The organism is Aurantibacter crassamenti (genome assembly GCF_016811105.1).
Lineage (GTDB): Bacteria > Bacteroidota > Bacteroidia > Flavobacteriales > Flavobacteriaceae > Aurantibacter_A > Aurantibacter_A crassamenti.
Window position 1 is genome coordinate 2,496,586 of record NZ_JAFBGM010000001.1, and the last position, 25,662, is coordinate 2,522,247.

General features: G+C 34.8%; 15 protein-coding genes. 1 reads left to right on the forward strand and 14 read right to left on the reverse strand.

What is annotated here, in order from left to right; all coding sequences use genetic code 11:
• Positions 1–75: 75 nt before the first annotated feature.
• The 11 genes from JQC67_RS10310 to JQC67_RS10360 all read right to left on the reverse strand — a co-directional run bounded on the left by JQC67_RS10310 (position 76) and on the right by JQC67_RS10360 (position 17,906).
• A complete protein-coding gene (locus JQC67_RS10310; RefSeq protein ID WP_203252726.1) occupies positions 76–1,578 on the reverse strand; it encodes a parallel beta-helix domain-containing protein in 1,503 nt (500 codons plus the stop codon).
• Between the two features lie 14 nt (positions 1,579–1,592).
• Entirely contained in the window at positions 1,593–2,783 is a 1,191-nt protein-coding gene (locus tag JQC67_RS10315) for a cytochrome-c peroxidase (protein ID WP_203252727.1), read from the reverse strand.
• Positions 2,784–3,189: 406 nt separating this feature from the next.
• The gene (locus tag JQC67_RS10320; RefSeq protein WP_203252728.1) at positions 3,190–5,478 is read right to left on the reverse strand and encodes a DUF7133 domain-containing protein; all 2,289 of its coding nucleotides are present in this window, start codon (positions 5,476–5,478) and stop codon (positions 3,190–3,192) included.
• Between the two features lie 265 nt (positions 5,479–5,743).
• The gene (locus JQC67_RS10325; protein WP_203252729.1) at positions 5,744–6,694 is read right to left on the reverse strand and encodes a hypothetical protein; all 951 of its coding nucleotides are present in this window, start codon (positions 6,692–6,694) and stop codon (positions 5,744–5,746) included.
• Positions 6,695–6,696: 2 nt separating this feature from the next.
• Positions 6,697–7,758: a mandelate racemase/muconate lactonizing enzyme family protein gene (locus tag JQC67_RS10330; RefSeq protein WP_203252730.1), complete on the reverse strand. Its 1,062-nt coding sequence runs from the start codon at positions 7,756–7,758 to the stop codon at positions 6,697–6,699.
• A gap of 2 nt (positions 7,759–7,760) precedes the next feature.
• Positions 7,761–8,846 carry a DUF1611 domain-containing protein gene (locus JQC67_RS10335; protein ID WP_203252731.1) on the reverse strand — a complete coding sequence of 362 codons (1,086 nt, stop codon included), beginning with the start codon at positions 8,844–8,846 and terminating at the stop codon, positions 7,761–7,763.
• A gap of 6 nt (positions 8,847–8,852) precedes the next feature.
• Complete coding sequence (locus tag JQC67_RS10340) at positions 8,853–9,914, reverse strand: pyridoxal-phosphate dependent enzyme (protein ID WP_203252732.1); 1,062 nt, start codon at positions 9,912–9,914, stop codon at positions 8,853–8,855.
• 468 nt (positions 9,915–10,382) lie between these two features.
• Positions 10,383–12,152, reverse strand: coding sequence for a RagB/SusD family nutrient uptake outer membrane protein (locus JQC67_RS10345; protein ID WP_203252733.1), 1,770 nt, complete (start codon positions 12,150–12,152; stop codon positions 10,383–10,385).
• A gap of 21 nt (positions 12,153–12,173) precedes the next feature.
• A complete protein-coding gene (locus JQC67_RS10350; protein ID WP_203252734.1) occupies positions 12,174–15,320 on the reverse strand; it encodes a SusC/RagA family TonB-linked outer membrane protein in 3,147 nt (1,048 codons plus the stop codon).
• Positions 15,321–15,696: 376 nt separating this feature from the next.
• Positions 15,697–16,449 carry a glucosamine-6-phosphate deaminase gene (locus JQC67_RS10355; protein WP_203252735.1) on the reverse strand — a complete coding sequence of 251 codons (753 nt, stop codon included), beginning with the start codon at positions 16,447–16,449 and terminating at the stop codon, positions 15,697–15,699.
• 29 nt (positions 16,450–16,478) lie between these two features.
• Positions 16,479–17,906, reverse strand: a complete 1,428-nt coding sequence (locus JQC67_RS10360) for a Gfo/Idh/MocA family protein (RefSeq protein ID WP_203252736.1) — start codon at positions 17,904–17,906, stop codon at positions 16,479–16,481.
• A gap of 386 nt (positions 17,907–18,292) precedes the next feature.
• Between JQC67_RS10360 and JQC67_RS10365 the strand changes: the two genes are divergently transcribed.
• On the forward strand, positions 18,293–19,321 hold the full coding sequence (locus JQC67_RS10365) for a LacI family DNA-binding transcriptional regulator (protein WP_203252737.1): 1,029 nt from the start codon (positions 18,293–18,295) through the stop codon (positions 19,319–19,321).
• 259 nt (positions 19,322–19,580) lie between these two features.
• Here the strand turns inward: JQC67_RS10365 and JQC67_RS10370 are convergent, their stop codons facing one another.
• From JQC67_RS10370 to JQC67_RS10380, 3 genes are read right to left on the reverse strand one after another with little or no spacing between them, the layout of a single operon-like run.
• Positions 19,581–19,919, reverse strand: coding sequence for an SdrD B-like domain-containing protein (locus JQC67_RS10370; protein WP_203252738.1), 339 nt, complete (start codon positions 19,917–19,919; stop codon positions 19,581–19,583).
• A gap of 31 nt (positions 19,920–19,950) precedes the next feature.
• Complete coding sequence (locus tag JQC67_RS10375) at positions 19,951–21,945, reverse strand: SusD/RagB family nutrient-binding outer membrane lipoprotein (RefSeq protein WP_203252739.1); 1,995 nt, start codon at positions 21,943–21,945, stop codon at positions 19,951–19,953.
• Positions 21,946–21,962: 17 nt separating this feature from the next.
• On the reverse strand, positions 21,963–25,562 hold the full coding sequence (locus tag JQC67_RS10380) for a SusC/RagA family TonB-linked outer membrane protein (protein ID WP_203252740.1): 3,600 nt from the start codon (positions 25,560–25,562) through the stop codon (positions 21,963–21,965).
• Positions 25,563–25,662: the final 100 nt, after the last annotated feature.

The window sequence follows — 25,662 nt, forward strand, 5'->3', positions numbered from 1 at the left end:
TTCCTTAAATATAATCATCCAAGTATCGTATAAAGATAGTCTTTGAATAATTTAATCTGCGCTATAATTTAATTCCTATTGTTTGATTGACAAGATGTATTCTGCCACAGCCATTTTCGCTTCATTTGATAAGTAATCTTGTGGAGGCATTTCAGGATAATCATCACGCAAATTCTTAGGCTTTGTAATATAGTCTACAATACCTTGTGGGTTGTCATTATGAATGGCTTGAATGATTTCAGTAGGTGGTCCAATCAGTCGAGTACCAAAGGCGTGACACCCAGCACATACTCCATAATAGGTTAATTCGCCAAGTTCTTGTTTGGAAACTGATCTAGGGGGAACAGGAGATGGCGTCATCATTGTGGGTATATCTTTTGTGTCGGTTATTTGTGCTATACCATAACCATCAAGGCCAAAAGTTCGGTATCTGTTTTTGTCTCTAATTGTACTTCCGGTACCGCCACCATACGCAAAAATATCAGGGCCTTTAGTGTCCAATTGAGTAAGCATAATAGCTTTAATTTCTCCTGTGGGATCATTACCATTTTCAAACATGATGTTATCTAAAATGGTCACCCGATCAGGATTTCCTTCAGAATTAGGATCATTTGCTTTGGGGTCACCCGTGGCTAAATCAACAATTGTAATACCTGTATTGTTGTTGCCTGTAATAATGTTATTTTCAACAATCACATCATCAGCAGCCATTATTAAAATACCTGTTCCTGCTGGAATACCGGAAACAGTTGAACCTGGAGCTCCAAAATTTTCGTGATTATTATTTACTACAAAGTTGTTTCTTAAGATAACATCAAAGGTTGTTTTTATTGGAAGCCCTGGAGTTACAAAAGCCAGAAGACCACCAGTATTGTTATGCGCATAATTATTTTCAACTAAACAATGCCTAGAATTCTCAATTTCGATACCCGCAACATTATCAAATACTTCATTGTGTAAAACATCAACATTATCGCACATGCCTACATAAATAGCAGCATCTGCAATTTTACTTAATACATTATGTTCTATAAGTCCGTTTTTACCATATTGCGGAAATATGCCGTAGACACCCGTATCAATTATCCAGTTATTACGAATCACAAAATTATTTCCGGCTTGCCCCATAATGGCATTTCCTTTGTAATTGACAATTTTAAAATTCTCTATTAAAATGCCGTTTCCTGAATAAAGTATGGCGTCGTTAATTTCTTTTTTGCCATTTAGTGTAGGCCACTCACCTTTGATAACCACACCTTGTAAACTAATATCATCTTTATCAATAAATACATTTTCAGAATAGGTGCCAGGAAAAACACGAATTAAATCTCCTGGTTTTGCTTTTGTAACTGCTTCTTGAATTGAGCTTCCGTTTTTAACTTCTAAAATCTCACCAGTGAAGGTTTTGCTTTGCGCAATTTGAGTAGTATCACTTGATAAACCTGCGTTTCTGTAAGTCATTGTAGATGGTAAAGGTGCTGTTGTTTCAGAAACAGATGAGAAAAGCGATTTCCCTAAAAAAACACCAATTGCCAATATGACAATTGCACTGATAAATTTTAAGACGGTAGATTTCATGTGTACGTTTTTTGTTAAACAGAAGGGTTTAATCCTGAAGGTAATGTCTCAGGAATTTTTGGTGTAAAAGTTTCGTCGGTCAAGGATTTTAAAAAGTCAACAAGACGATCTAATTCATAATCACTTAATTCAGGCTCCCAAATATGCCAATGAATTATTAGATTTTCATTTTTGGGTACAGCATGACCACGACCTTTTGTGTAAAATTCAACCGTTTCTCGTAGCGTTGCAAAATTACCTGAATGCATATATGGAGCAGTTTTTTCGATGTTTCTTAAACTAGGAACTTTAAAGGCCCCTCTAAGCGTACTATCATTAAATGGTATTTGGGCACCTGGATCTAGGGGTAGACCATTTGGTTCGGGAGAACCAATAACTGCAAACTGCTGGTTAGTAAATAGTGGTGGAGTGTGACACTCTGCGCATCTCGCTACAAATGAGCGAAAGACATTCATACCTTCAATTTCATTTTTATTTAAAGCTTCATGATAACCATGAGCATAACGGTCATACTTACTGTTTAAAGAAATTAATGAGGATTGAAATGCAGCAAGAGCTTTATAAATTTCATTTAGCTCAATAAATGAATTTTCATCTTTTTTAGGGTAAGCTTCAGTAAACATATTTCTGTATTCTTCGATAGAGTTTATAATTTGCACAAGATTTTCTGGCGAATTATTCATTTCTATTTTAGAAAATAACGGTTCTTGCATTTGCTCCTCTAAGGTGGTAGCCCGACCATCCCAAAATAGGTTTTTTAAATAAGCTACATTCCAAAGTGAAGGAGCTGCACGCTTTAATTTTTGTTTATTATTTCCGGTGCTTGTTTTCTGTCCGTCACTAAAACCTTTGGATGGGTCATGGCAACTTGCACAAGACATAGTACCGTCACCAGACAGAATGGGGTCAAAAAATAAATATCGACCTAAGTCAATTTCTTGTGGCGAAAATCCATCACGTATTTTTGGAAGTCCCGTTTGCAACCCTCCAACACCTTTATTATTTGATGAATTGTATTGCATGTATAAATTCTGCGCAATGCACTCATTATTTACATTTTTTTTAAAACCAGGCGGACAGTTGCTGTTTAGTTTCGGCAGTGCTTCGTAGGTTTCTATTTTATTATTTGAAGCAAAAATCACCATCAGAAAAACAAGAAGGAGTCCTGAAATACTAGATTTTAAAATGAAGTTCTTTTTACTCATAAATATTTGCAGTGAATATTTCTTATAGTAATTAATTTACTTCTATAAGTTACTATTAAAATTTAAAAGTAGTTGAAAATCAAATTTAGTAAGTAGGGGAGTAGTGCAAGCAAAAGTTTTCTGCGCAAACAATTTTCTTTTCCGATTGCGTTTTTTAGGATGAACTTAAAAAACAATAGTCATCTTAAAAACGAATTCTACAGCAAAGCAAATGAATTACATCTTTGGAATAATGGTACTCAGAAAGTTTAAATATTAGTCGGTAGTTATCTATAAAAATATAGATTTTTCTGAAGATAGTATAAAGTGAATAATCCTATTAAGAATAATAATAGGTTCATAGAATGAACTAAAAAAATAGAAAACAATTTTGAAACTGAATTAAAGTAAATTAGTTGTTATTTTTTTAATCTTCAATTTCCAATAATTCCTTTTCGCTAAACACACCGTTTTTTGGCTTTTGATTCCGAAGTTCTTTTATGTCTTCAACCTTTATTCTCTTAGATGTACTTGGGAAAGCATTATTCATATAACTTATAATATTCCGAATATCTTTATCTGTGAAATCTCGGTTGTTAGCTAAGCCAGGCATTGTGTTATTAAGTTCATATAGCTTACCATTTACATGTATTGGTCCTGCGAGACCATGAAGAATTATTAGAGCTAGCTTTTTAGACGATTCGGTAACATACTCCGAGTTTTTTAATGGTGGTGCTAGACCATCAATACCTTCGCCATCAACTCCATGACAAGTAGCACAATAATTCCTAAATATCTTATAACCGGCAGTTCTAGAATCAGTACCCACAGAAGTACTGGTGTAAATTGAGTTCTTTTTATTTTTACTAATATTGGTTAGCGTACCGTCTAACAAGTCAATTAAGGCAGTAGAATCATTAATTTTATTAGTTTCTGCGTACGCTAAAAATTTCCTTTCCGAATTACCTAAACTACTTACAATGGCCTCCTGATAAATATCATTTTCTTCATACGAATTTGTTAATTCTAATACGATTGAAAAAAAATGTTCTTCATCGAACTCTATCCATTTTCCAGCAGTTAATGCTATGTACAAATCAATTTGTGGGTTGTTCTTTTGACGTAATTCGTCAACTATTTTAATCATAGAATTTACATGATTAGCAGATGCATAATTTTCGATTAAGACTAATGCATGACTAATAACTGAGCTGTCATTGTTTGAAGTAAGTATACTATTTAAAGTGTCAAAGTCTAAAGCATCCATGCCTGCCAAAGTATACATGGCATGAATTTGTGCTATTGAGTTTTCTTTATTTTTCAGTATTTCTTCTAAGCGCGGTATTGCCTCTTTTTCATTCTTAAAAACTAATAACTGTTGTGCTCTGTCGCGCAACCAACCATTTGAACCTTCTAATAAATCAACTAATTCTGCAATTGATAATTTATCAATTGCTTTTATTTTCTTAGCCGGATTACTTTTGCTTGTAACTTTTAATATTCGACCCATTCCCACAATGGTATCTAATTTTTTAGCTGCCATGTGATCGTGGAGATAGGGGGTTAAAAAAGCTTTGTCTTGAATAATGCCTCTATGCATATCAACAATATACATATTACCATCAGGGCCATTAAACATGTTAACTGGGCGAAATCCTTCATCTGTTGAAGCAATAAATTCTTTGTTTTCCCACACAGGTGTTGCTGTTGTTTTTAATGAGTCAAAAGAAAGCTTAAGCCGTTTTATAAGGTTCCCTTCTGGTACAGGTACAAAAGCATTTTCTTTGTACTCATCTCCAAATAAGCCACCTCTATAAATAAGTGGGCCACATGCCGATGTAACATTTATTAAAATACTGTCTTTATTTAAAATACCCTTTTGGTAACCTCTATTTACAGAAGTAGCATGTAATGGATATACTCTTTGATTGGGTGTTAGCGAATGGTTTAAAGCAGCTTTAGGTTTAAAATATTCATTTTGAATTATAGTATTCGGAAGTACATAATCACCAATTAATTGGGTTGAATTGTTGTTGTAATATAATCTTCCAAAATTGTCTTTAGTGATTCCCCATTGGCCACGTAATGTGGTAGACTCTTTTAACCATTTCCCGTTTTTTCTTTGGTATCTGTAATTAGATTTAGCACTATAAATCCAATTGTCAGTATGCATCATTAACCCATTTGGTTGATGTTCTACATTACCACCTTCAGAATATACAGAATCAACCAATATTCTGTTTTCGGGTTTATCATCTTTAATTTCGACAAACCATAGATTTGGCGGTACTGCATATAACAAACCGTCATACACATGTGCAATAGCACGTGGTAAAACAAGACTATCTAAAAATACTTTTGAGTGATCAGTAACTCCATCATTATCTAAGTCTTCTAAAATAGTAATACTTCCACTAGGTAAATGATCTCCGGTGCCTTCAAGGTTGGGCATATACCCCTTTAATTCAACAGCCCACATACGACCAGAATTATCAAAATCGATTGCAACTGGTGCTTCCAAAAATGGCTCTGATGCAATGACTTGTAAATCAAAACCTTCTTCTATTTGATAATTTTCTAAACTAATAAATGGTTCTTCAAAAGATGTTGAATTACAAGAAGAAAATGATACCACTAGTGCCAGAAGGAAGAATGCTACTTTAAATTTTAATTTTATTGGAAGTAAATTAAATTTAGGGAACAAAAATTTGATCATTAAAACGGTGTTTATTTAAATACTTTTAGGCCGTAAAATTTTATTTCAACCTTAAAAAATTCAGTTTAAAATTGAAATAAAGAAACCCTTTCAAAAATAACGTGAAAAAAGCGTATTTAGTAGGTTTTTAGGTAAAAAAACGAATCTTATTTAAGTATTTAACGGATATTTAAGTGTGCCATAAAACAGCTGCTAACTTTAGTAAGATTTTTATTAAAAAAAGGGCATAAAATTAAATACTAAGGGTCTTACTTAAAGAAGATACTTATTTAAAATATTGTATTGCATATGCAATAATAACGCTGACAATCAAACCCATATTTACTTTACCGAAGTCTTTGAGTATATGTGCATACGATATTTTTAATTTATCTCTATCCAGTAAATAATTAATAGCTATTTCTCTTCCAGCTAAAATACCAATAAAGGTCCACGTGGTGCTCATTGGTATAGAACTCAAAGTTCCTAAAAAGTAAAGGAGTAAACCGTAACATAAATCAATTAAAGTGGCTGATCGAATATGCTGAATATTTGATTTTTGATTTATGATACCTTGAATTTTTCCACCTCTTTTATTGAAAATGTATGCCATTATTAGTAAAATAGCACCAATTGACACTATTAATTCTTGCAAGTTTAGCCTTCGTGGAAGAAAAACAAAAATATTGGCAAAATCTTGTATAAGCCATTGTGACCACAAGAAGCCCGTTGAAAACCACTGCGCTATGATCCAATATGGCTTTTGTTTTTTCTTATCCATCAGCCGTAAAGAAGCTTTTGATTCAAAACGTTTGGCTATAAAGTAATAGAGAATTAATGCTGATGTAAAAGCTAGGGAATACCCTAAAACAGACTTTAAAATCATTTTCTCAATAACTTGTCCTGAAGAAAAAACACTCAAAATCATAAACGTAGTACTTACGGGTATTCCGAAGCGGGTTATAATTAGTAGTGATAGGGGAGCAAGTAGATACCACCACGGTATATGCTCTGGTAGTGGAATATTATCTAATCTGCCATACGATACATCACCTGCATTGTTGAACCAACCGTAACACAAGGTAATTACAAGAATAAATGATGCAAAAGTCCATAAATACCACCATTTGGTTTTATGGTTAGATGCAATAAATGTTCCTAAGGTCTGAATAACGTCATTCGCAATAACGGCATACGCCGTAATTAGGAATCCTAAATAAATAACTGCTACTTCCAAAATTATAAGGTGATTTTACCTAACCCAGGATATTCACTAGGGTATAATATTCCTTTCTCAAGTCGAAATAGTTTCTTGAAAGGATCTTCTTCTATGTCTAAATGTCCATCAAGATCCGCATATTTAATATTGGGTCTTGATAAGGCAAAATGTAACCCAGCAGAAATACCTAATCCGCATTCATCAATACACCCTACCATAGCTTCTAGCTTTGCTGATTTAGCAACTGAGTTGATATGCATTCCTTCAAGTATTCCTCCAACTTTTTGTAGTTTAATATTGACCATATCTAAACGTTCGTTTTGGGCTAAACGAAAAGCATCTTTGAGGGTTTTTAAGCTTTCATCTGCCATAACAGGAATGGCTACTTGATTGGTCACTTCGCCCATTCGTTCATCTTTACCCACTTTTGTAGGTTGTTCGAAAATTTCAATTCCGACATTTTCTGTAGCCTTTACAAATGCCAAAGAATCTTCAACACTATATCCTTGATTACCATCAAAGCGAAGAATTAATTTAGGATGATTTTCGCGTAACCGAATCATCTTTTGAATGTCTTCTTCTAGGCTTAATCCACCTTTCACCTTTATAATCGAAAATCCTCTTGCTATAAAATCTGAGGCTTGTTCTAAAGTTTTATCCAAGGGAAGAATACCGATAGTAATACTAGTTGCAATTTCAGTTCGGTAGCCGCCCAAAAATTGATATAAAGGCACATCGCATTTTTTGGCTACCAAGTCTAAAAGTGCCAAATCGACCATTGCAATGGCTGAAGATTTTACTTTGAGTAATCCCCTAAGGTCATCAATTATTCTAGCATAATGAAATGGGTTTTCATTTATCAAATAAGGAATTATAGTTTGGTTAATGGCTTGTTCAACATCCGCGGCTGTTTCTTGTGTCACTTCTATATCAGGTGCAGCACAACCATAGCCAACTAATGAGGAATCAGTTTCTATTTTTAAAATAAAATTAGTGGTCTTTGAAATGGTTTCATAAGCTATAGTATAAGGTTCTGAAAGCTTCAAGTTTAACCGTTCGTAAGACACTTTTGTAATTCTCATGCTTACTTTTTATAAATATTCAGTTGCTTTTCGAGAACTTTAATTAAACCATCTACACCATTTGCAAGTACATCAAAAGCTGGCAACCCTGTTTGCTTTGTAATCTCTGCACAAGCCGGTAGTATTTCATCTTTAGTCATTCCTTCATGGTTTACTGTTATGGCAATTACTTTCTTTCCAGAAATCATCTCAATTGCACTAATCTGTTTTTTTAATGTGTGTAATTTGTAACCTGGAAACCCATCATATTCTATACGTTTTGGAGCGTGTTGCAATACCACGAAGTCTGGGCGACCTGCTGCCAAAATCTCAAAACCTCCGGGGTATGCCGGATTCATTAAGCTTCCTTGTCCTTCAATTACAACAACATCTGGTTTTTCATTTTTATAGGCACTAACAACTGCGTGCTCAATTTCACCTGAAACAAAATCATTGATACAACTGTCCATAACCATACTGTATTTTGCACCTTGCATCCAAGCTGTTTGACCCGTGCCAATCATTTGAGCACTATAATTATGGTCTCTAAACCCTTTGACAATAAGCCAAGCAGTAGTGCGTTTTCCGATAGCAGAGTCTGTTCCTAAAACTGCCAGTTTTAAACAATCTACTTTTTCAATTTCTCCTGAGAAAAAATGAAGTGTATCTCTATCTGGTGTTTTTCGAATATCGCGCACACGACAGTTATTTTCATCGGCAATAGTCATTAACTTTTTGTCATTGCTTATAAAGTCATGAAGACCACTGTCAATATTCCAACCCAAGCGCAACACTTTTTCTAATGTAGCCTTAGCTTCGTTTGGTAATCGACCACCATCTGGAGCCAAACCCACAACTAATGTTTTAGGCATACTACCTGTTTCTTTAAGTTCTTTAATAGCAGATTCAATTCCTTTGAAAATTGGAGTTCCATTGTTTTTACCATCTAAAACTTTTCCGGCATCTTTTCCAGCATAGGTACTATCTATAACACCAACAATTTGATATCGTTCAGTGAACCTAACTAAGCCATGTGCAGTTTTTCCATTTGGCGTATTAAAAGCACCTTCACAAAATACCAGTGCTTTACCATCTATTTTTTTCTTCATTTACTTTTAATTTTTTGCTGTTAAAACCGCCACAAAACGGTCTGGTTCAAAATTCATTTTTTCATGCATATCTAATAAGCCGATTAGTCCTGCAGTTGACGCTGGAAGAATTTTGAACCCCTCTTTTTTTAATAAGAAGGATGTCATTTCCTTCATTTTTTTATCACTTACGTTATAAGCTTCGCCTTTGGATTCTCGAATTGCATAAAGTGCCTCTTCACCATCAAAACTGTGCCAATTAATTAGTGGTTCGTTGTACTTAGTTTCTTTTATAATTTCTGGTTTTAGATCTTTACAATGGTCTAATCCTTGCACAAAAGACTGTATAATAGGGTTTTTTCTAGTAGACGACGCAGCTATCATTTTAGGTATTCTTGAGGTCTTGCCTTTTTTATAAAGACTTGCAAACCCTCTGTAAATACCAGCAAACAAAGTACCGTTAGAAACTGGCGCTGCACAATATTTTGGTGCATCGCCTAAATCTTCATAAATCTCATAGGCAATCTGAGCATAAGCAGAAATTTGAAGCGGCGTATTTGCCCCGCCAGGGTTGGCATCATACCAATCATGTTTTTGTGCTAATACGCTACTTGATTTAACTACATCTTCATAACTGCCTGGCAGCCTAATAATTTCAGCACCTAGTAATTCCATTTCTAATACCCTATCAGTATGATAACTTTCAGGAATATATATTTTACAATGTATACCGCCTAAATTAGAAGCTAGTGCTATAGCAACACCATAATTACCACAGGTTGCTAGTGAAACAGTATTAAACTCACGTCTTAATGCATCATAAATTTGTGCAAAAGCAATTCGATCTTTTTGTGTACCCGTGGGGTTGTCACCTTCATATTTAATGAATAGTTGTCTTATGTTGAATTCTCTTTCAAAGGATTTAGCTCTTGAGAGTCCGGTATCGCCAACTTCTAAGCTAATAATATCTTCAAAACACTCTAATCTGTCCACCAAAGATTTGCTTTTATCCTTTACAAAATTGGATAACCTATTGCTTTCTAACGATGTTTTATTGTCAGCGTTTTTTACGCCATCCCTTAAATTCATCTTAACTGTTTTTATGATGAAGGTACATTAAATATGTATTCAAAATTTAGTGAGTTTTATCTAAAATACTTATGCAAAAGTAATTTGCGTTTCAAAGAGAAACAGGAACCTAGGTGGCTGTTTTAGGTATTTTTAGCCATTTTCATTTCATTGATATAATGGTTTGAATAGGCTGGAAGAAATGGATTTTGTTTAATATAGAATTAAACTATTAATGTTGCTTTTGTAAATAGTGAAATAAGATATAAGGCATTATCTGCGTTCAAAAATTATTACAATCTAATATTAAAAGCAGTATTAGTTGCACTTATTAAAAAATAAAAGGGTGCTAAAAATTTAGCACCCCTTTACAACTCAATTAACTCAATCAACTACTTTAAAATAGTTTAGTAACCATCATTCTATTTGATTTTCGAATTTTGGTCAATTTCCATTTAAGGAATATTCATTTTACTCCATTCATTATAATTATTCAATTATTTCTAATGGGGGAACGTTACCAGCATAGCCATCATAACCATAATTTTGGTTGATAACACCTAGTGTATTAGCTGTTATAATTTTAGAAGGTACTGGCCAGAGGGCATGAAATGGTTCCATACCAGCTGTGTTGCCTAATAAAGTTACTTTCTTTTCATAGGTTTTATTATACCTCATAACACGGTCATAATAGTAATTCTTATCTCCAAACGTACTAAGGCTATAACCATCTCTATTCAGTTGCGCAAGTATATAAGATGCCCGAACTAATTCTGAGTGTCTTGGTGCTTCAGCAAAAAGTTCTCTAGCTCGTTCATCAAAAATGAAATCAAGCGTAACATCACTTGATGTTATAGGTAAAGCGTTGGCTCTTGCCCTTACTTTGTTAATATCATTTGCAGCATTTGCAAAATCATCTTTCCAGTAATACGCCTCAGCTCTAAGTAAGTAAGCCCCAGCCAATCTGAATAAATACCAATCTCCATTTCCACCCATCGGTCTTGCAGTTGGGTCATCTTGTGGAACATGCATAATATAATATGGCATTGCATATATGTATTTAAAAGTATCCAGTTCTTGAGCAAAATATGCTTCATTCACAGGTTTTCCGAAATCTACCGAAGCAGGGTTGTTGTATAGTAATTCATCCTTATCTGTCCAGTTAATATCAGCACGTCTTAAATCTTGCGTGTTATCCCAAGTCTGTCCACCATAATTCCATAATTTATATTGGTAATGATGTGTAAGGCGAACATTACAGTTACCTCTACCTAATGAATCATACATAACTTTACCAGTACCGTCAGTAGTCATTCCAGGAGCACCTTGACTATCTAAAACCGCTGGTTGAAACCATTGTGCGTTGTAATTACGCATTGTAAATAATCCATCAGACCTTGCATCAGACGGAGCTTCATAGCGATCAACTACTGCAAGAATTGTTTCTCTGTTTTCAGGAGTGTTGAAGTTTTTAGGGCGGTGAAGATCCCAGATTAGGTTACGTTTTGTATCAGCTACATCAACACCAAATCTACTTTCCATTAATGAGTAAGGTCCTTCAATTACCTTGTTTATTGTGGCAAGAGCCTTGTCGAATTCGTTACTTGCTAAATAAACTTTTGTCAATAAATAATTTGCCGCACCTTGAGAAATATCACCAGGCCCTACACTTGCTGGTAACCATTGCGCAGCAAACTCTAAGTCTTCCTGCAATTTTGCTAAAATGGTCAACCTGCTTGTTGATTGAAAATCTAGTTTTTCGCCTGTGATTTCCTCATTTACAAACGGTACATCTCCATATGTATGTACTAGACGATAGTACCAATATGATTTGTGCCATAAAGCTTCGGCTAAAATTACATTTCGATCTTCTTGATTGACCCATTCAATATCATCGATTCTAGATATCGCAACATTTGCATTTTTAATATGTCCAAATGTCTCAGTAAAAAAATCTAAGAAAGGATAGTATTGCGATTGATTGGGTGTTAGTTTGTGAAAATCTAACTGAGACCAAGGTGATGCCAAATCAGATGCTGAATACTCAGCAGCTATAGAATTTAAATATCCAGTATTTTCAGATTTTAATGCTTTTCTCAAGGTAAAAAGCATTGATTCAAAGCCATCTTTATCAACATAAACATTTTCAGGGCTGAAAAAAGATTTTGGTTGTGGATCTAACCAGTCTTTAGAACATGATGTAATCATGACTAACATAACCAAACCTAATATTGCGAGTTGTTTTTGTATTTTTTTCATCTTCAAGATTATTTAAGGTTATTATAATGTTAAACTAAATCCTAATGAAAAAGTCTTTGTCATTGGATTGTTTAGAGATTCAGGATCCCAACCAGGCCATTTTGAAAAATAAGCTAGATTGTGTCCGGAAAAGAAAAGTCTAGCACTAGAAATACCGTAACGATCCATAAAATCAGAAGGAACGTTGTATGATAAGGTTACATCTTGAATTCTAATAAAAGAGCTCTTCTTGTAGATTTGTAAGCCACCGCCATAAACTGTATTATTAGCGATAAGTCGAGGATAATCATTTATTGGATTTTCTGGGGTCCAATATGGAATGTTCACTTCGTTTCTTCTGTCATAGGTATCACTTCCGCCTTGACGTAACGCATAAGAAAAAGCATCTATTTGTCCGAATTCACCTCTTAGAAAAACTGAAGCAGTAAAGTTCTTTAAGAAATTAAACTGATTTCTCATTCCCATTCTAAAACGAGGCTCTGTGTTACCAATGAACTGTTTATCTTTTAATTCTTCATAAATATTGTCACCGTCTACATCTTCTGCTTTCCAATCACCAGGTTCTAATCCTACAGCGGCAGCGGCAGCAGCTTCATCAACTTGCCAAATACCTAAAGTTTTATAATCCCATACCGCATCTATAGCATGCCCTGGGAACCATTGATTGGTATAATCTGGTAATTCAACACCATCTTCATCAAAGTTGCTAAATAACTTTTTGATCTTGTTACGGTTAAGTGCGAAGGTCAGATTCGTTTTCCAAGTTAAATTCTCATTGCTAACATTTACCGTATTTAATGTAAATTCTACCCCCGTATTTTGTAACTCACCAAGGTTTGCTAAGATTGATTCATACCCTGTAATTTCAGGTAATTTTCGCTCCATCAAAAGGTCAACTGTTGACATAGAATATACATCTGCTGCAAAAGTTATTCTGTTTTGATATAAGCTTAAATCAAGACCGAAATTGAGTGATTCTGTTTTCTCCCATCGTAGCGAACGATTAGCTAAAGTACTATTGAATACACCTACCTGAGTATTAGTACCATCATAATAAATATCAGATTCAGTTTGTGCCAATGAACCATATATATCGATATCACGGTTACCATTTATTCCCCAAGAAGCTCTTAGCTTCATTTGATTCACAGCATCAATATTGAAAAAACCTTCATCTGAAACTTTCCATGCTAAAGCTACCGCAGGAAAAACAGCTCTTGGATTTTCCTGTCCAAATGCAGAATACCCATCTCTTCTCACAGAGGCTGTTAAAAGATATTTGTCATTAAAAACATAATTTAAACGTGCCATTGAGGCATCTGCAGTTGATTCTCTATCATCTGTACTTACTGCAGGGTTTACACCATACTGAAGACCATGAAATCCGAGATTTTCATTGGGTGTGAACTGTTCATTTTGTAAATAAGAGAATGAAGATTTATTTTGTTCTGCACTTTGCAGTAATGTTAAATCAAAAGAATGCTTACCGAATTCTTTTTTCCAAGTTAGTATATTGTCGAATATCCAATTGTATGAAGAATACTCTTCTCTCGTACCAAATCCACTTTGACCACCTGGTATTGTTTCAGAAGACCAAAAATTATAATCTCCATATGATTCAAATCTTGGTTGGAATGATAATTTATATTTAATACCGAAGGGTAATTGAATATTAGTATACAATGTACTAAACAACGAGTTAATTTTATTCGTGCGTTGTTGCCCATAATAGTTAAGTAAAGGATTCTCAATGGTAAAATCATTAGGATATCTTTTAATAGTACCATCTTCATTATACTCAGAACCATAAGGACTCATGCGAAGCATGTTAGATAAATTTACATTTGAACCACTATTTTGATCTACAGAAACAGCTCCTTCGTCCCTATTTGTAAATTGGGTATTCATCCCAATATCCATCCATTTGGTAGGTTTAAAATTCAAGTTCAATCTTGTTGTAATTGCAGAATAGTCATCACCCAAAAGAATACCTTCATTTTCTTGGTACCCCATAGACCAAAAATAGGTGACCTCATCAGTTCCACCATTTATACTCAAATCATATTTCTGTTGAATTGCACCACTACGTATTGTTTTATCATACCAATCAATTGAATTTCCATTGATATAATTTTCCATTTCAACAGGAAAAAATGTTAACCTGGTTAACCATTCTCTTGTATTATCAGCATTTGGATTATTACTTGCATTTCTCCATTGATCAATGCCTACACCATCAGGTAATTGGTTTGGGTTGTCATAATAGTAAGCAGGAGAGCTTGTGTCTAATGCTCGCTTTACATCTTGACGAAATGATAAGTATTCTTCTGCATTGTTTGAAGCAAATTTATTGGTTGCGCTAACAACGCCAAGTTGTGATGTGAAATTGATAGTTGTTTTTCCTTTAGTACCACCTTTTGTCGTAATTAAAATTACACCTGAAGATGCTCGAGATCCGTAAACTGCGGCAGAACTTGCATCTTTCAAAATATCAATTGATTTTACATCAGCCGGATTTATATCACGAATGCTTCCGTTGTAAATAGAACCATCAACAACAATCATTGGTTGGGTTGATGCATTCAATGAATTAGCACCCCTTACTTCAATTGATCCTTCGCCTGAAGCACTTGATGATTGACTCATGTTTAAACCGGCAACAGTACCTTGCAACATATCAGTAATCTGTGTCATATGTTGATCTTGGTAAGTTTCTGAGCTTACATTTGCCACAGATCCAGTAAGGTCACTTTTTTTCATTGTACCGTATCCAACCACAACAACTTCATCTAGATTATTTGCATCTTCTTCTAAAGTTATATCTAAGTGAGATTGATTGGATACTTCAATTTCTTTAGTCACAAAACCCAGATAAGAGACCATAAGTGTAGCGTTTTGACTTCCTATTTGAATTGAAAAATTTCCATCAAAATCTGTCTGTGTACCGTTGGTTGTTCCTTTTTCAAGAATATTAGCACCAGGCAAAGGTTGTCCGTTTTGATCAAGTACAGTACCGTTAACCTGTTGTTGTATATTGTTTTCAAAAACAACCGAATTTGGTGTAAAACTAAAAACTGTTGTAACACACATAAAGAGAAAGATTCTCATCATGTTAATTAGCAGCTTGTTTTGTTCGCGAACAAGCACTTGGTTTAATTTAATTTCCATAGTTTCTTTGTTATGAGTTAGTTATTTATTTGTTTGGAAAAAAAAGTTATTTTGAATGACGTTTTTCAGTGCAGTGTTGCTAGGGGCTATTTATATATTTTCTTTTGGGAAACTATTTTCGCTGCATTGAAAAACTGATCAAATCTTTTATTGTTTTATCCATTTATTGTGATGAATTAAAACCGATATTTAGTAACGCTGAATTATGCGGAAAACTTTTTGAAAGTGAATTCATCAACTATATGTAATGTATTGGAATATCATCTCCATCTTCGTAAAAATATCTAGCACTTACTAAAGTGTCTAACCAGTTAAGTTCATTATCCATATTTTTAGTTTGTGTATTTTATTCATTCTGTTTCGCCAAATTCCACCTTTAAATAATAGTCTGCTGAGACTCACTTAAAAGTGATGCAGAAGCCTTATCTAAGTACAACCAAGTTTTGTCATGTAATTTCAATGCTGTAGCTGGTACGTCTGGAGTGATTTCTGACTCGACTGAATTTTTTATAGCCATCGCCTTTCGGCTATCAGGTACACTCGCAATTATCGCTTCAGATTTCAACACTTGTTTTACAGACATACTAATGGCTTGTTTTGGAACATCTTCTAAAGTGTCAAACCAACCTTCACCAAGTTGTTGTTCTCTACACGCCTTATCTAAATTAGCTACGAAATAGGCTTCTTCTCTGTCAAAATTTGCCGGTGGATCGTTAAATGCTAAATGTCCATTTTCGCCAATGCCAACAAATGCAACATGAATTTTCACATCTGAAATAATTTTGTCAATTCTAGTGCATTCGTCTAATGGGTTTTCAACATCACCATTGATGTAATAGAATTTTTTAAGCGGAACTAAATCAACAAATCTTTCTTTTAAATATTTTCTGAAAGATGCCTTATGAGTATCTGACATGCCTACATATTCATCAAGATGAAACCCTGTTACTTTTGTCCAGTCTAGGTCTTCATTTACAAGTACAGAAAGCATCTCAAACTGTGATGCACCTGTGGCTACAATTATATTTGCTTCTCCATCTTTTTCAATAGCTTTTCGAATCAATTCTGCACCCCTTTTTGCTGCACTTAAACCCAATTCGTTTTTGTCATTTGAAATTACAATCTTCATACTTTAAGCATTTATTTTTTGGTTTTGTTTTATATGTTTTGAAAAAAGGCTGATGCTCTTTCTTCTTTCCAATTACCTCTGGTGAAATCAGGAAATTTAATCGGGATGCTCCCTAGTTCAACCGATAATTTTGTGAGGGGTAAAATTGCAGACCAGTCTACTCCGTTATAAACATTCATGTCCATAGGGTACCCATTGTTTAGATTGTTAATTAAACGATAGAACATGATATAATCCATACCGCCGTGGCCTCCTTGCTCTTGAGCCTCTTTTTTCATTTTACTCCAAATTGGGTGCTCATATTTTTTTTGCATCGCTTTAAACTTCTCATCATTAAGCCAATCATGTCCACGGTCTTCATCGTACATAGATAAGCGGCTAGGATAACCTTCATGATATGCTTTGCTTCCTGATAAGGCATTAATACGGCTATAGGGGCGGGGGGAAACAACATCATGCTGAAGCAAGATAGAACGCCCTTTCGCCGTTTTAATCATTGAACTGTTCATGTCACCATGAGAAAAGTTTTTTTGATTATAGAAATCATTATCTGGTGAAGATTGGGTAGCGTATTGATGTAATGACTCCTCTGAAGAGTCCATAGAAACAAGAAAATCAAAACGATCTCCATTACCTATATCCATATAATTGGCAATAGGTCCTAAACCATGCGTAGGGTACAGGTTACCATTCATTTCTGCATGTAATCTTAATCGCCATTGTTTGTAATAAGCTCTAGATTTTGGATCATCACTTTTTACAAATAATTTTTGCAACAACGAATGAATGTAGGCTCCTTCAGCATGGGTTAACGAACCAAAAACGTTGTTTTTAACCATGTTTAGAACCCAAAGTTCTTCTTCTCCATAGCAGCAATTTTCAAGCATCATACAATGACGTTGCGTTTTTTCAGCTGTGTTAATTATATCCCATGATTCTTTGATAGTCAGTGCTATTGGCACTTCAGATACAACATGTTTATTTTGCTCCATTGCATAAACTGCCATGCGTGCATGTTCGGTAGGTGGGGTGGCAACGACTATTAAATCAAGGTCATTTCGTTTTACCATATCTTTCCATATTTCTTCATTTCCGAAATACAGATCAATACCCTCTTCTTTTTTGTTTAATTCATTTAAAAGTTTTAGTGCTCTTTTAGCTCTGCTTTCCCGTACATCGGCAATGGCTACTATTTTCGCATTAGGCTGTAGTGAATTTATATTTTTCACATGGCCAAACCCTCTATTGCCAACACCTATGATACCAATGCGTACCTGCTTTATGGGGTCGTGTTTTAAACCAATTACAGAATTACCAATAGCTTGGGGGATGTCACTAAGGCTTGCAATTCTTTTCTGTACTTCATCTTGACCCAAAACACCATGTGCTGAAAGTCCTAAAAAGCCTGTACTTAAAGCTGATAATTTGATAAAATTTCTTCTGGTTTGATTTTTCATTTAGTTGGCGGCACTTTGTTTAGTTATTCACTTTTAATTTTCTGGTAGTTTATTACTGTATGAACATTTCAAAAAATATGTTTCATAATGAAATACATAAACTATAATTCAAACACTACGACTACGTTTCTATTAATAAGTTGGACTAAATCTATTAAAAACAAAATATATACACAAACGATTGCGTAACTTTTTTAATTCAATATTTTTAACATAAATTGTACAAGTATGTATTTATTCCTTTATTTATAGGGTTTATAGGTGTTTGTATAGCGTAATTATTATTTGCATTATCTATTTCGAAATAGCTAAAATCAGGATTAATGTGTATATATACGCATACGTTTGTGTTAAAATGCAATGTAAATTTTTAATACTTTTACGTTATGAGGAAGAATCGTATTACGATGATAGAGCTCGCCAAAATCTTGAATGTCTCTACATCAACTATTTCAAGAGCATTAAAGGATCATCATAGCATTGGGGAGGAGACGCGTGAAAAAATAAAAAAAACAGCTTTAAATCTAGGGTATATTCCCAATTCTGTTGCTTCAAATTTAAGAAGAAGAAAAACCAATCATATAGGGGTAATAGTACCTAGAATAGATCGATATTTTCATTCATCTGCGATTAGTGGAATTGAAGAAGTTGCAAATGAAGCTGGATATTACGTGTCAATTTTCCAAACTAAAGATTCGTACAAAAAGGAAGTAGAAAGCGTTGAAATATTAATGTCTAATAAGGCTGATGGTATCATTGCATGTTTAGCTTTGGAAACATCTAATGTTAATCATTATCGACAATTGGCGAATTCTGCTATACCTTTGGTGTTATTTGATCGCGTGCGTGACGATTTAGGGGCTAGTAAGGTTTTAATTAATGACTATGATGCCGCATTTAAGGCCTGTGACCATCTAGCTAAAATTGGCTGTAAAAAAATTGCACATATTGCTGGGAATTTAAATTCATCAATATTTAAAGCTCGGCTAGAGGGGTATAAAGCTGCATTGCTAGAAAACAACATAACGATAGATGAAGACTTGATTTTATATGGGAATATTTTGAGCAAAGAGGAGGGGCATGAATTTGCTAATCAATTGTTAGATATGAAATCAAGACCTGATGGGGTTTTTTGTGCTAATGATTTATCAGCAGCAAGCTTTATTCAAACAGCCCTAATCAGAAAAGTATTAGTTCCTTCAGATATTGCTGTCATTGGATTTAGTAATACTCCAATTTCTAATATTATTAATCCTGCTTTAACAACTATAGATGATCATGCTTTTGAAATGGGCCAAGCTTCTGCACGATTGCTTATCAAACAAATTGAGAATAATGACGAAAATATAGTATCTGAAACTATAATTATTCGCAATGAATTGATAGTGCGGGAATCAACTGTATCTGCGAAATAATTTGGAGAAGCATCGTTAACAAATAAGTTTATTTAGTAAAAGTTTCGTCAATCTTGTTATCTTACTATTCGCGATGAATAATGTACAAATATTCTATCCCAATTGAATATGGTGAATATCTCAAATTCTACTGCATTAAAAAAGTATATCTATTTGCTTGCTATTAAATTGAACGAAAAATGCCTTATAAAAAAGTAATGGCCGGCCTTTAAAGACCGACCATTTCGAACTAAACTAACTCAAAAGTTTAATTGACTTATTACTCTTTTTTGTTAAGCGTTAGAGCGACCTCCTTAGCAATTTCATCACCTACATAAACTATCTGTGGTGTATTACCGGTATCCCATATTGTGTCTCGAATTACTGTTGTAGCTCCAATATAGTAATTGCCAGATTCAAGTCCGTTAAAAAAGAAGCTACCTTCTGCATCGGTTGAAGTTGTAGAAATTAGAGCGGCTTCTTCAGTATATAATTTTACAGTAATACCTGTAAGTTGATTTTCATTATCGGCACTTGCAACGCCAAAAATTGAACCTTCATTATCTTTACTGCATGATAATAGCAACGTAAGGGCCATTAAAAAGAATATATTTTTCATGTCTTATAATATTTTTTAGTTTTTAAAGATTTTATTCCAATACGTTTTTCCATTTAGTATCACGACCTGTGAACCAAACTGGTATATCAGGATTGTCATGTTGGCTAATTCTTGCCCATGCTTCTGGGTCAGTAGCTTGAATGTTTGGGTTATACAAAAATCTTTCTTTCCATTGAAAAATTTCATACGGTGAACCCGGGTTGTCACCGAGATAGTTTACCAATCTACGAGCAGCTGTCCATGGTGTTTCAAAATTGAACATATTATAATGCAATTGTAACTGATTGAATATAGCATTCACTTTACCTTCAGCAGAAAGTCCGTCAAAACGTTGTGCTTCGAATTGTGCATAAGCCCCTGCATTATACTCTTGAGAAGGCCTATCACGATCGATTCTCGATTGATCCATATTACTAGGAAAAGATGGTACTGTTTGTTTTGAATATTTATTATCTACATTAATACTGTACCAATACTGACATGATAATTCGATTGCTCTTGCATAATGTTGGCGAGCCGACCCAGCATTTCCAAAACCTCTAACGGCTGCTTCTGCCAAAGAAAGTTCTGTTTCAACTGCATGTAGGGTAGGGTACCTAATATCAAAATTATATTGCGGTCGAGTATTAAATTCTGAAATCAGGTTACTATTTGTTCCGATTGTGTAATTCGTATCTCTATAATTACCTATGTAATCTCTAAACGCATTTAATAGAAAAGCTTCTCTACCATTAAGTGTACTTTGCAATTCTTCACTTAATTGAATGATTTGTTCATCTGCCTCTGTACCGAAAGAAATCTCAGTTACACTTACATCTGTCATAATGGGATGCGTAATATAATAAGCTCTCATAGTTTTATTAAAATAACTATTTGGGTCAGATCCATTATCGTAACCCGTACCAGCGCCTACATATCTTCCTAAAATATCTTTTGAAAATAAATATGCAATTCTTGGGTCAACCGTTCCATTTTCTAAACCTTCACTACAATCAGATCCAGCTTCAAAATAAAGCAATGTTGCACCTTCTACAACAATACTTTTTTCAACAGGAACACAGTTCATAATATCATCTAAATAACGTTTTGGTGCACGACTTTCATCGCCACGTTCGCGAAATGAACGCGTAATTCCTAATTCCCCTTGCAAGCGGCTGGGTTCAACAATTGCGATATCTGCCAGACCGGCTACATCGTTGGCTTCTACAAATAAAGGCTTACCTGATAATTCATTAATGGTCGCGGTTGTCAACTCAGGCAATCTCTCGCTCACGGTCATTGCCCAACGAAGACGAAGTGAATTAATATACTTTCGCCATTGCATTAAATTTCCGTCAAAAATTACATCTTGAGACTGAAAAACAGTTTGGTCACTAGCACTTAATTCAACTGTAGATAGGTAGGTTTCAATTTCACCAAGTTCTGCGATAATTTTAGGGTAAATTTCTTCTTGACCTAAAAAGTCTGCTTTTTCTCCTTCTAATGCACCGGCAGATCCCGTTTCGAAATATGGAACTTCATCATAGCCGTCAATACCTCTTTGATACGCGTAAGCTTTAAGTACATGCAATAATCGCATAAAAAGTACATCAAGATCTGTACGCTCAGCTTCAGGAATATTGTTGAATTCTTTTTGACCCCAAAGTATTTGTTTAACCCAATTACTATTTAATTGGTTAAACACAGATTGATTAAAACCGTTAGAACCCCAATCATTTTCAACATTCTGTAAAGTATAAGCAACCCCTTGAGTATTAGTTGTGTAGTAAAGTTGAACCCCACTACCCATAACACGTGAACCACTTCTTAATTGGTGATAATGTGATCCATAGTCACCACGCAATAAAAACCCTCTAGTTAATTGCGAGGTAAAATACCCAGCTATAATACTCACACCAGCTTCATCGGCCTGAGTTTTCGAAAACCCATCTGGGTCTTGGTATAATTTGGTTAATTCGTCTTCACAACCTACTGAACTCAGCAGAATCATGCACGATAAGATCAATTTGAATATTAAATTTCTCATTATAGTATTTTTTTTAGTTAAAGTTTAGCCCTTACTGAAAGTCCGAATGAACGTTGTGCAGGTAGTGCAGTCGTTCCAAAAGCACCATCACCCCAACCTGTACCGTTTGAAGATTCTGGAATCGTATTCGGTGCTGCTTTATACAGATAAGCTAAATTGTTGGCAAATACCGAAAGTACAATATCAGTTAAGCCTATCTTTTTAGAAATCTCAGGAATTCTGTATTCTAAAGACACATTTCTAAGGGCTATATAATCGCTTTTGAAAATTCGATCTTCAGGGAAAAATCCATTAGAAAAGTATGATGATGCATAGTAATCTTCAGCTGAAGAAACTTGACTATTTGCGGTGCCATCAGGTCTAACGCCGTCTAATAGAACACCATCATTATATGTTGGGCCATTACCAGGGTTTACACCCGCAACTTTAGCACCTTCGTCATTTAAGAAATAAGCAATACCACCACTCTCAGCGTCTCTATATGGTAAGCTTTCTGTTAAAACACCAGCAGCCATCATATAGGTCTCAGCTTCATTGATAAAGGTGGCCCCAAATGAATAATCAATATTAGCAACCAGACTAAAGTTTTTATACCTGAATCTGTTGAATACGCCACCTGTAAGGTCAGGCAAAATTTTTCCGACTACTCGATTGCTTGCTCTAGAATAGGCATATCGCTGCCCATTTGCGTCTACAATAAGTTCACCATTGTTTGGATCGTTATCATCAGATGGATTGATATAGTTTTGTACACCTTGTTGTTGAACTATAAGACCATATTCACCACCCACTTGTGCTATGGCGCTTAAGCCTCCTGCAATTCCGAATAATTCCATTGAAGTAAGCTCGTCATCAAGTTTTATAACTTTAGTTTTACTTGCTGCAAAAGTCATATTTAGGTTCCATTCGATATTATCGGTAAGAACAGGTTTAGTCTTTAGACCAAGTTCCCAACCCGTGTTCTGTACATCGCCAGCATTCAAACGAATGGTATTTACACCAAGGCCTGGAGGAGCAGTAATTCTCATTATTTGGTTGTACGTATTGGCACGATAAACTGAGAAGTCAAGACCTAATCTTTGATTTTCAAAGAAATAACCCTCAAGACCTACTTCAAATTCACGTTTATTTTCAGGCTCTAAATTTTGTCTGAAATTATCATTAATGTCAATTGGTGGTAAATCATTCGGTGGCGATAAAATAAAACCATTACCCGATTGCGAAACACCTAAGTTTACGTTACCAAAGTATAATGGGCCAGGTCTACCTACATCAGCCCATGAAGTTCTTAGCTTTAAAAATTTAATAGCTGAAGGTAAGTTCAACGAATTAGAGGCTATCCAAGTAGCACTAGCACCAGGATAAAAATAGCTATTGTTATCTGGTGGAAGTATTGAAGACCAGTCATTACGAGCCTGTACTTCAACAAATATTTGATCTTTCCAGTCAAGTTGCATCGATCCTAATAAACCGTATAATTTATCACGACCATTGTCTACTATAGCTGACGGGTTAACACCTGATGGCAAGTTGGTGAATGAGAAAAAGTTAGGAATCACCATTCCACCAATTTTCTCATGACCTCTTTCTTCTAAATAATTATCGCGAATTACACCTCCGACAAATCCTGAAAAGTTAAAATCATTAAATCCAGTATTAAAGTTTAAGGTTGCTTGACCATATGTTTTACGAATAATACGATTAACATCTCTAAACACAGAGCCACTGTTCGGGCCAATTAAACTCGGATCTTGTAGTTTCCCTTTAAAGGTGCTTCTTTCAGTTGTATTATCAAGTCCGGCTAAAATCTGTGCGCTAAAAACTTTATTTAATTTGAAATCTAATGTTAGTGATTGAATTCCGTGAATACGATCAAAATTCGATTCATTTTGTGTCCAATCCCAAAGCGATCCAGCTACAGATGCTCGTCCACCAGAAATAAAATTCTGTCTTCTATCTTCATCTTGAAAGTAGTTGTACCCATTGTCAGTCACTAAGGCACTTCTAATCAAATCAACATCAATATCTCTAGAATATGCTCCTAATCCTGAACGTGACCCTTGCGCATCTAAAGAACCTGCATATGCTGCATTTAAGTTTCCAGTAACATAATAGTTGCCTACATATTTCAAGGAAACAAAATCATTTAAATCATATGATGCGTTAAAGCTAAAACTATTTTTATCGTACTTACCTCCTGGTATTATTGGGGTATAATTCATGTTTGTATACGAAAATCGTACAGAACCTCGTTCACCACCAGAACTAACAGCAACATTCGCTGTTCGTTGTATTCCTGTTTGAAACAATTGATCATTAACTGATCGACGATTGGCCTGCCATGGTCGTATTGATCCATCCCACCATCTAAGATTTACATTTGGATCAAATTTGGGTCCAAATGCTGCACCTGTGATATCTAATGCTCTTTCGCCCTTTTCGTTAATATAATATCCTTGATCATCTGTAGCGCTAACACTTGCACTTCGACCAGAACCATATTGGTCTTGAATTTCAGCAGCAAATGCACTGTTTTCTATTGAAGTTGTTAGAGATGCTGAAATACCAAGTCCACGACTTCTTGAACCACTTTTTGTCGTTATTAAAATAACACCATTTGCACCTTCGCTACCATATAGTACAGAAGCTTTTGCTCCTTTTAAGATATCCATCGATTCTATATCATCAGGATTTATATCATTAATTCCTGTACCATTATCACGGTCAGTACGGTCATTATAGCCGATGTTAGAATTTTCATCAAAAATTGGAATTCCATCAACAACTATTAAAGGTCTTGTTGTAGAACTTTCATCAAAGGAAACAGCATTTCGAATATTTATTTTAAATCCACCAGAAGGCCCAGTGGCTGTTCCAGCGACTGTTACCCCAGCCGCAGTACCGTATAATGATTGTAAAGCATTTACAGGTGTACCACTTGCAAGTATACGGTCATTATCTACTTTGGTAACTGAGTAACCAAGTGCTTTAGCATCTTTTTTGATACCCAAGGCAGTAACAACTACCTCATCCAATTCATTGGTATCTTCAACTAAAACAATGTTGATAGTAGCTCGGCCATTAACACTCACCGTTTGCGTTGCATAACCTATGTAGGTGATTTCTAATACTGGCGAATCGCCAATAGGGGTAATTACGTAATTACCATCAAAATCAGCCGAGACCCCATTAGTAGTGCCTGATTCTAAAACAGTAGCTCCAGCGAGTGGAATACCACTCTCATCAGTAATGGTACCGCTAATTTGCATTTGGGCAATTTGACTTTCTGAATTTATAGGTGCAACTACAGGTGCTTTTTTGACAATTATGGTGCCTTTATTGGTAAACTCATAAGTAAAATCAATAGGCGATAAGTATCTCTCTAGCAATGCGCTAGCCTTAATAACCCCTTTCTTTAACTCGAGGTTTGGTGCCATTTTAATTAAGTCATGCCTATAAATAAATTTATAGTCCGTTTGTTTGTTAATAAGCCGAAAGGCCTGTTTTACATTTAGCTTTACATCTTCTTTAATTTTAATATTTGCATTTTGCGCTATGCCCCATTTTGGGCTAAATGCAAAAGTGACAGTACAGCATAAAAGAAGAAAACTTTTCATAATAAACTTTAAGAGGACTTTTACACAATGCTTGGATTGTTCCCCCGTTAATTTAAATTCCATAAATTTGAGTGGTTTAGTTAGACATAGTTTTAATTAA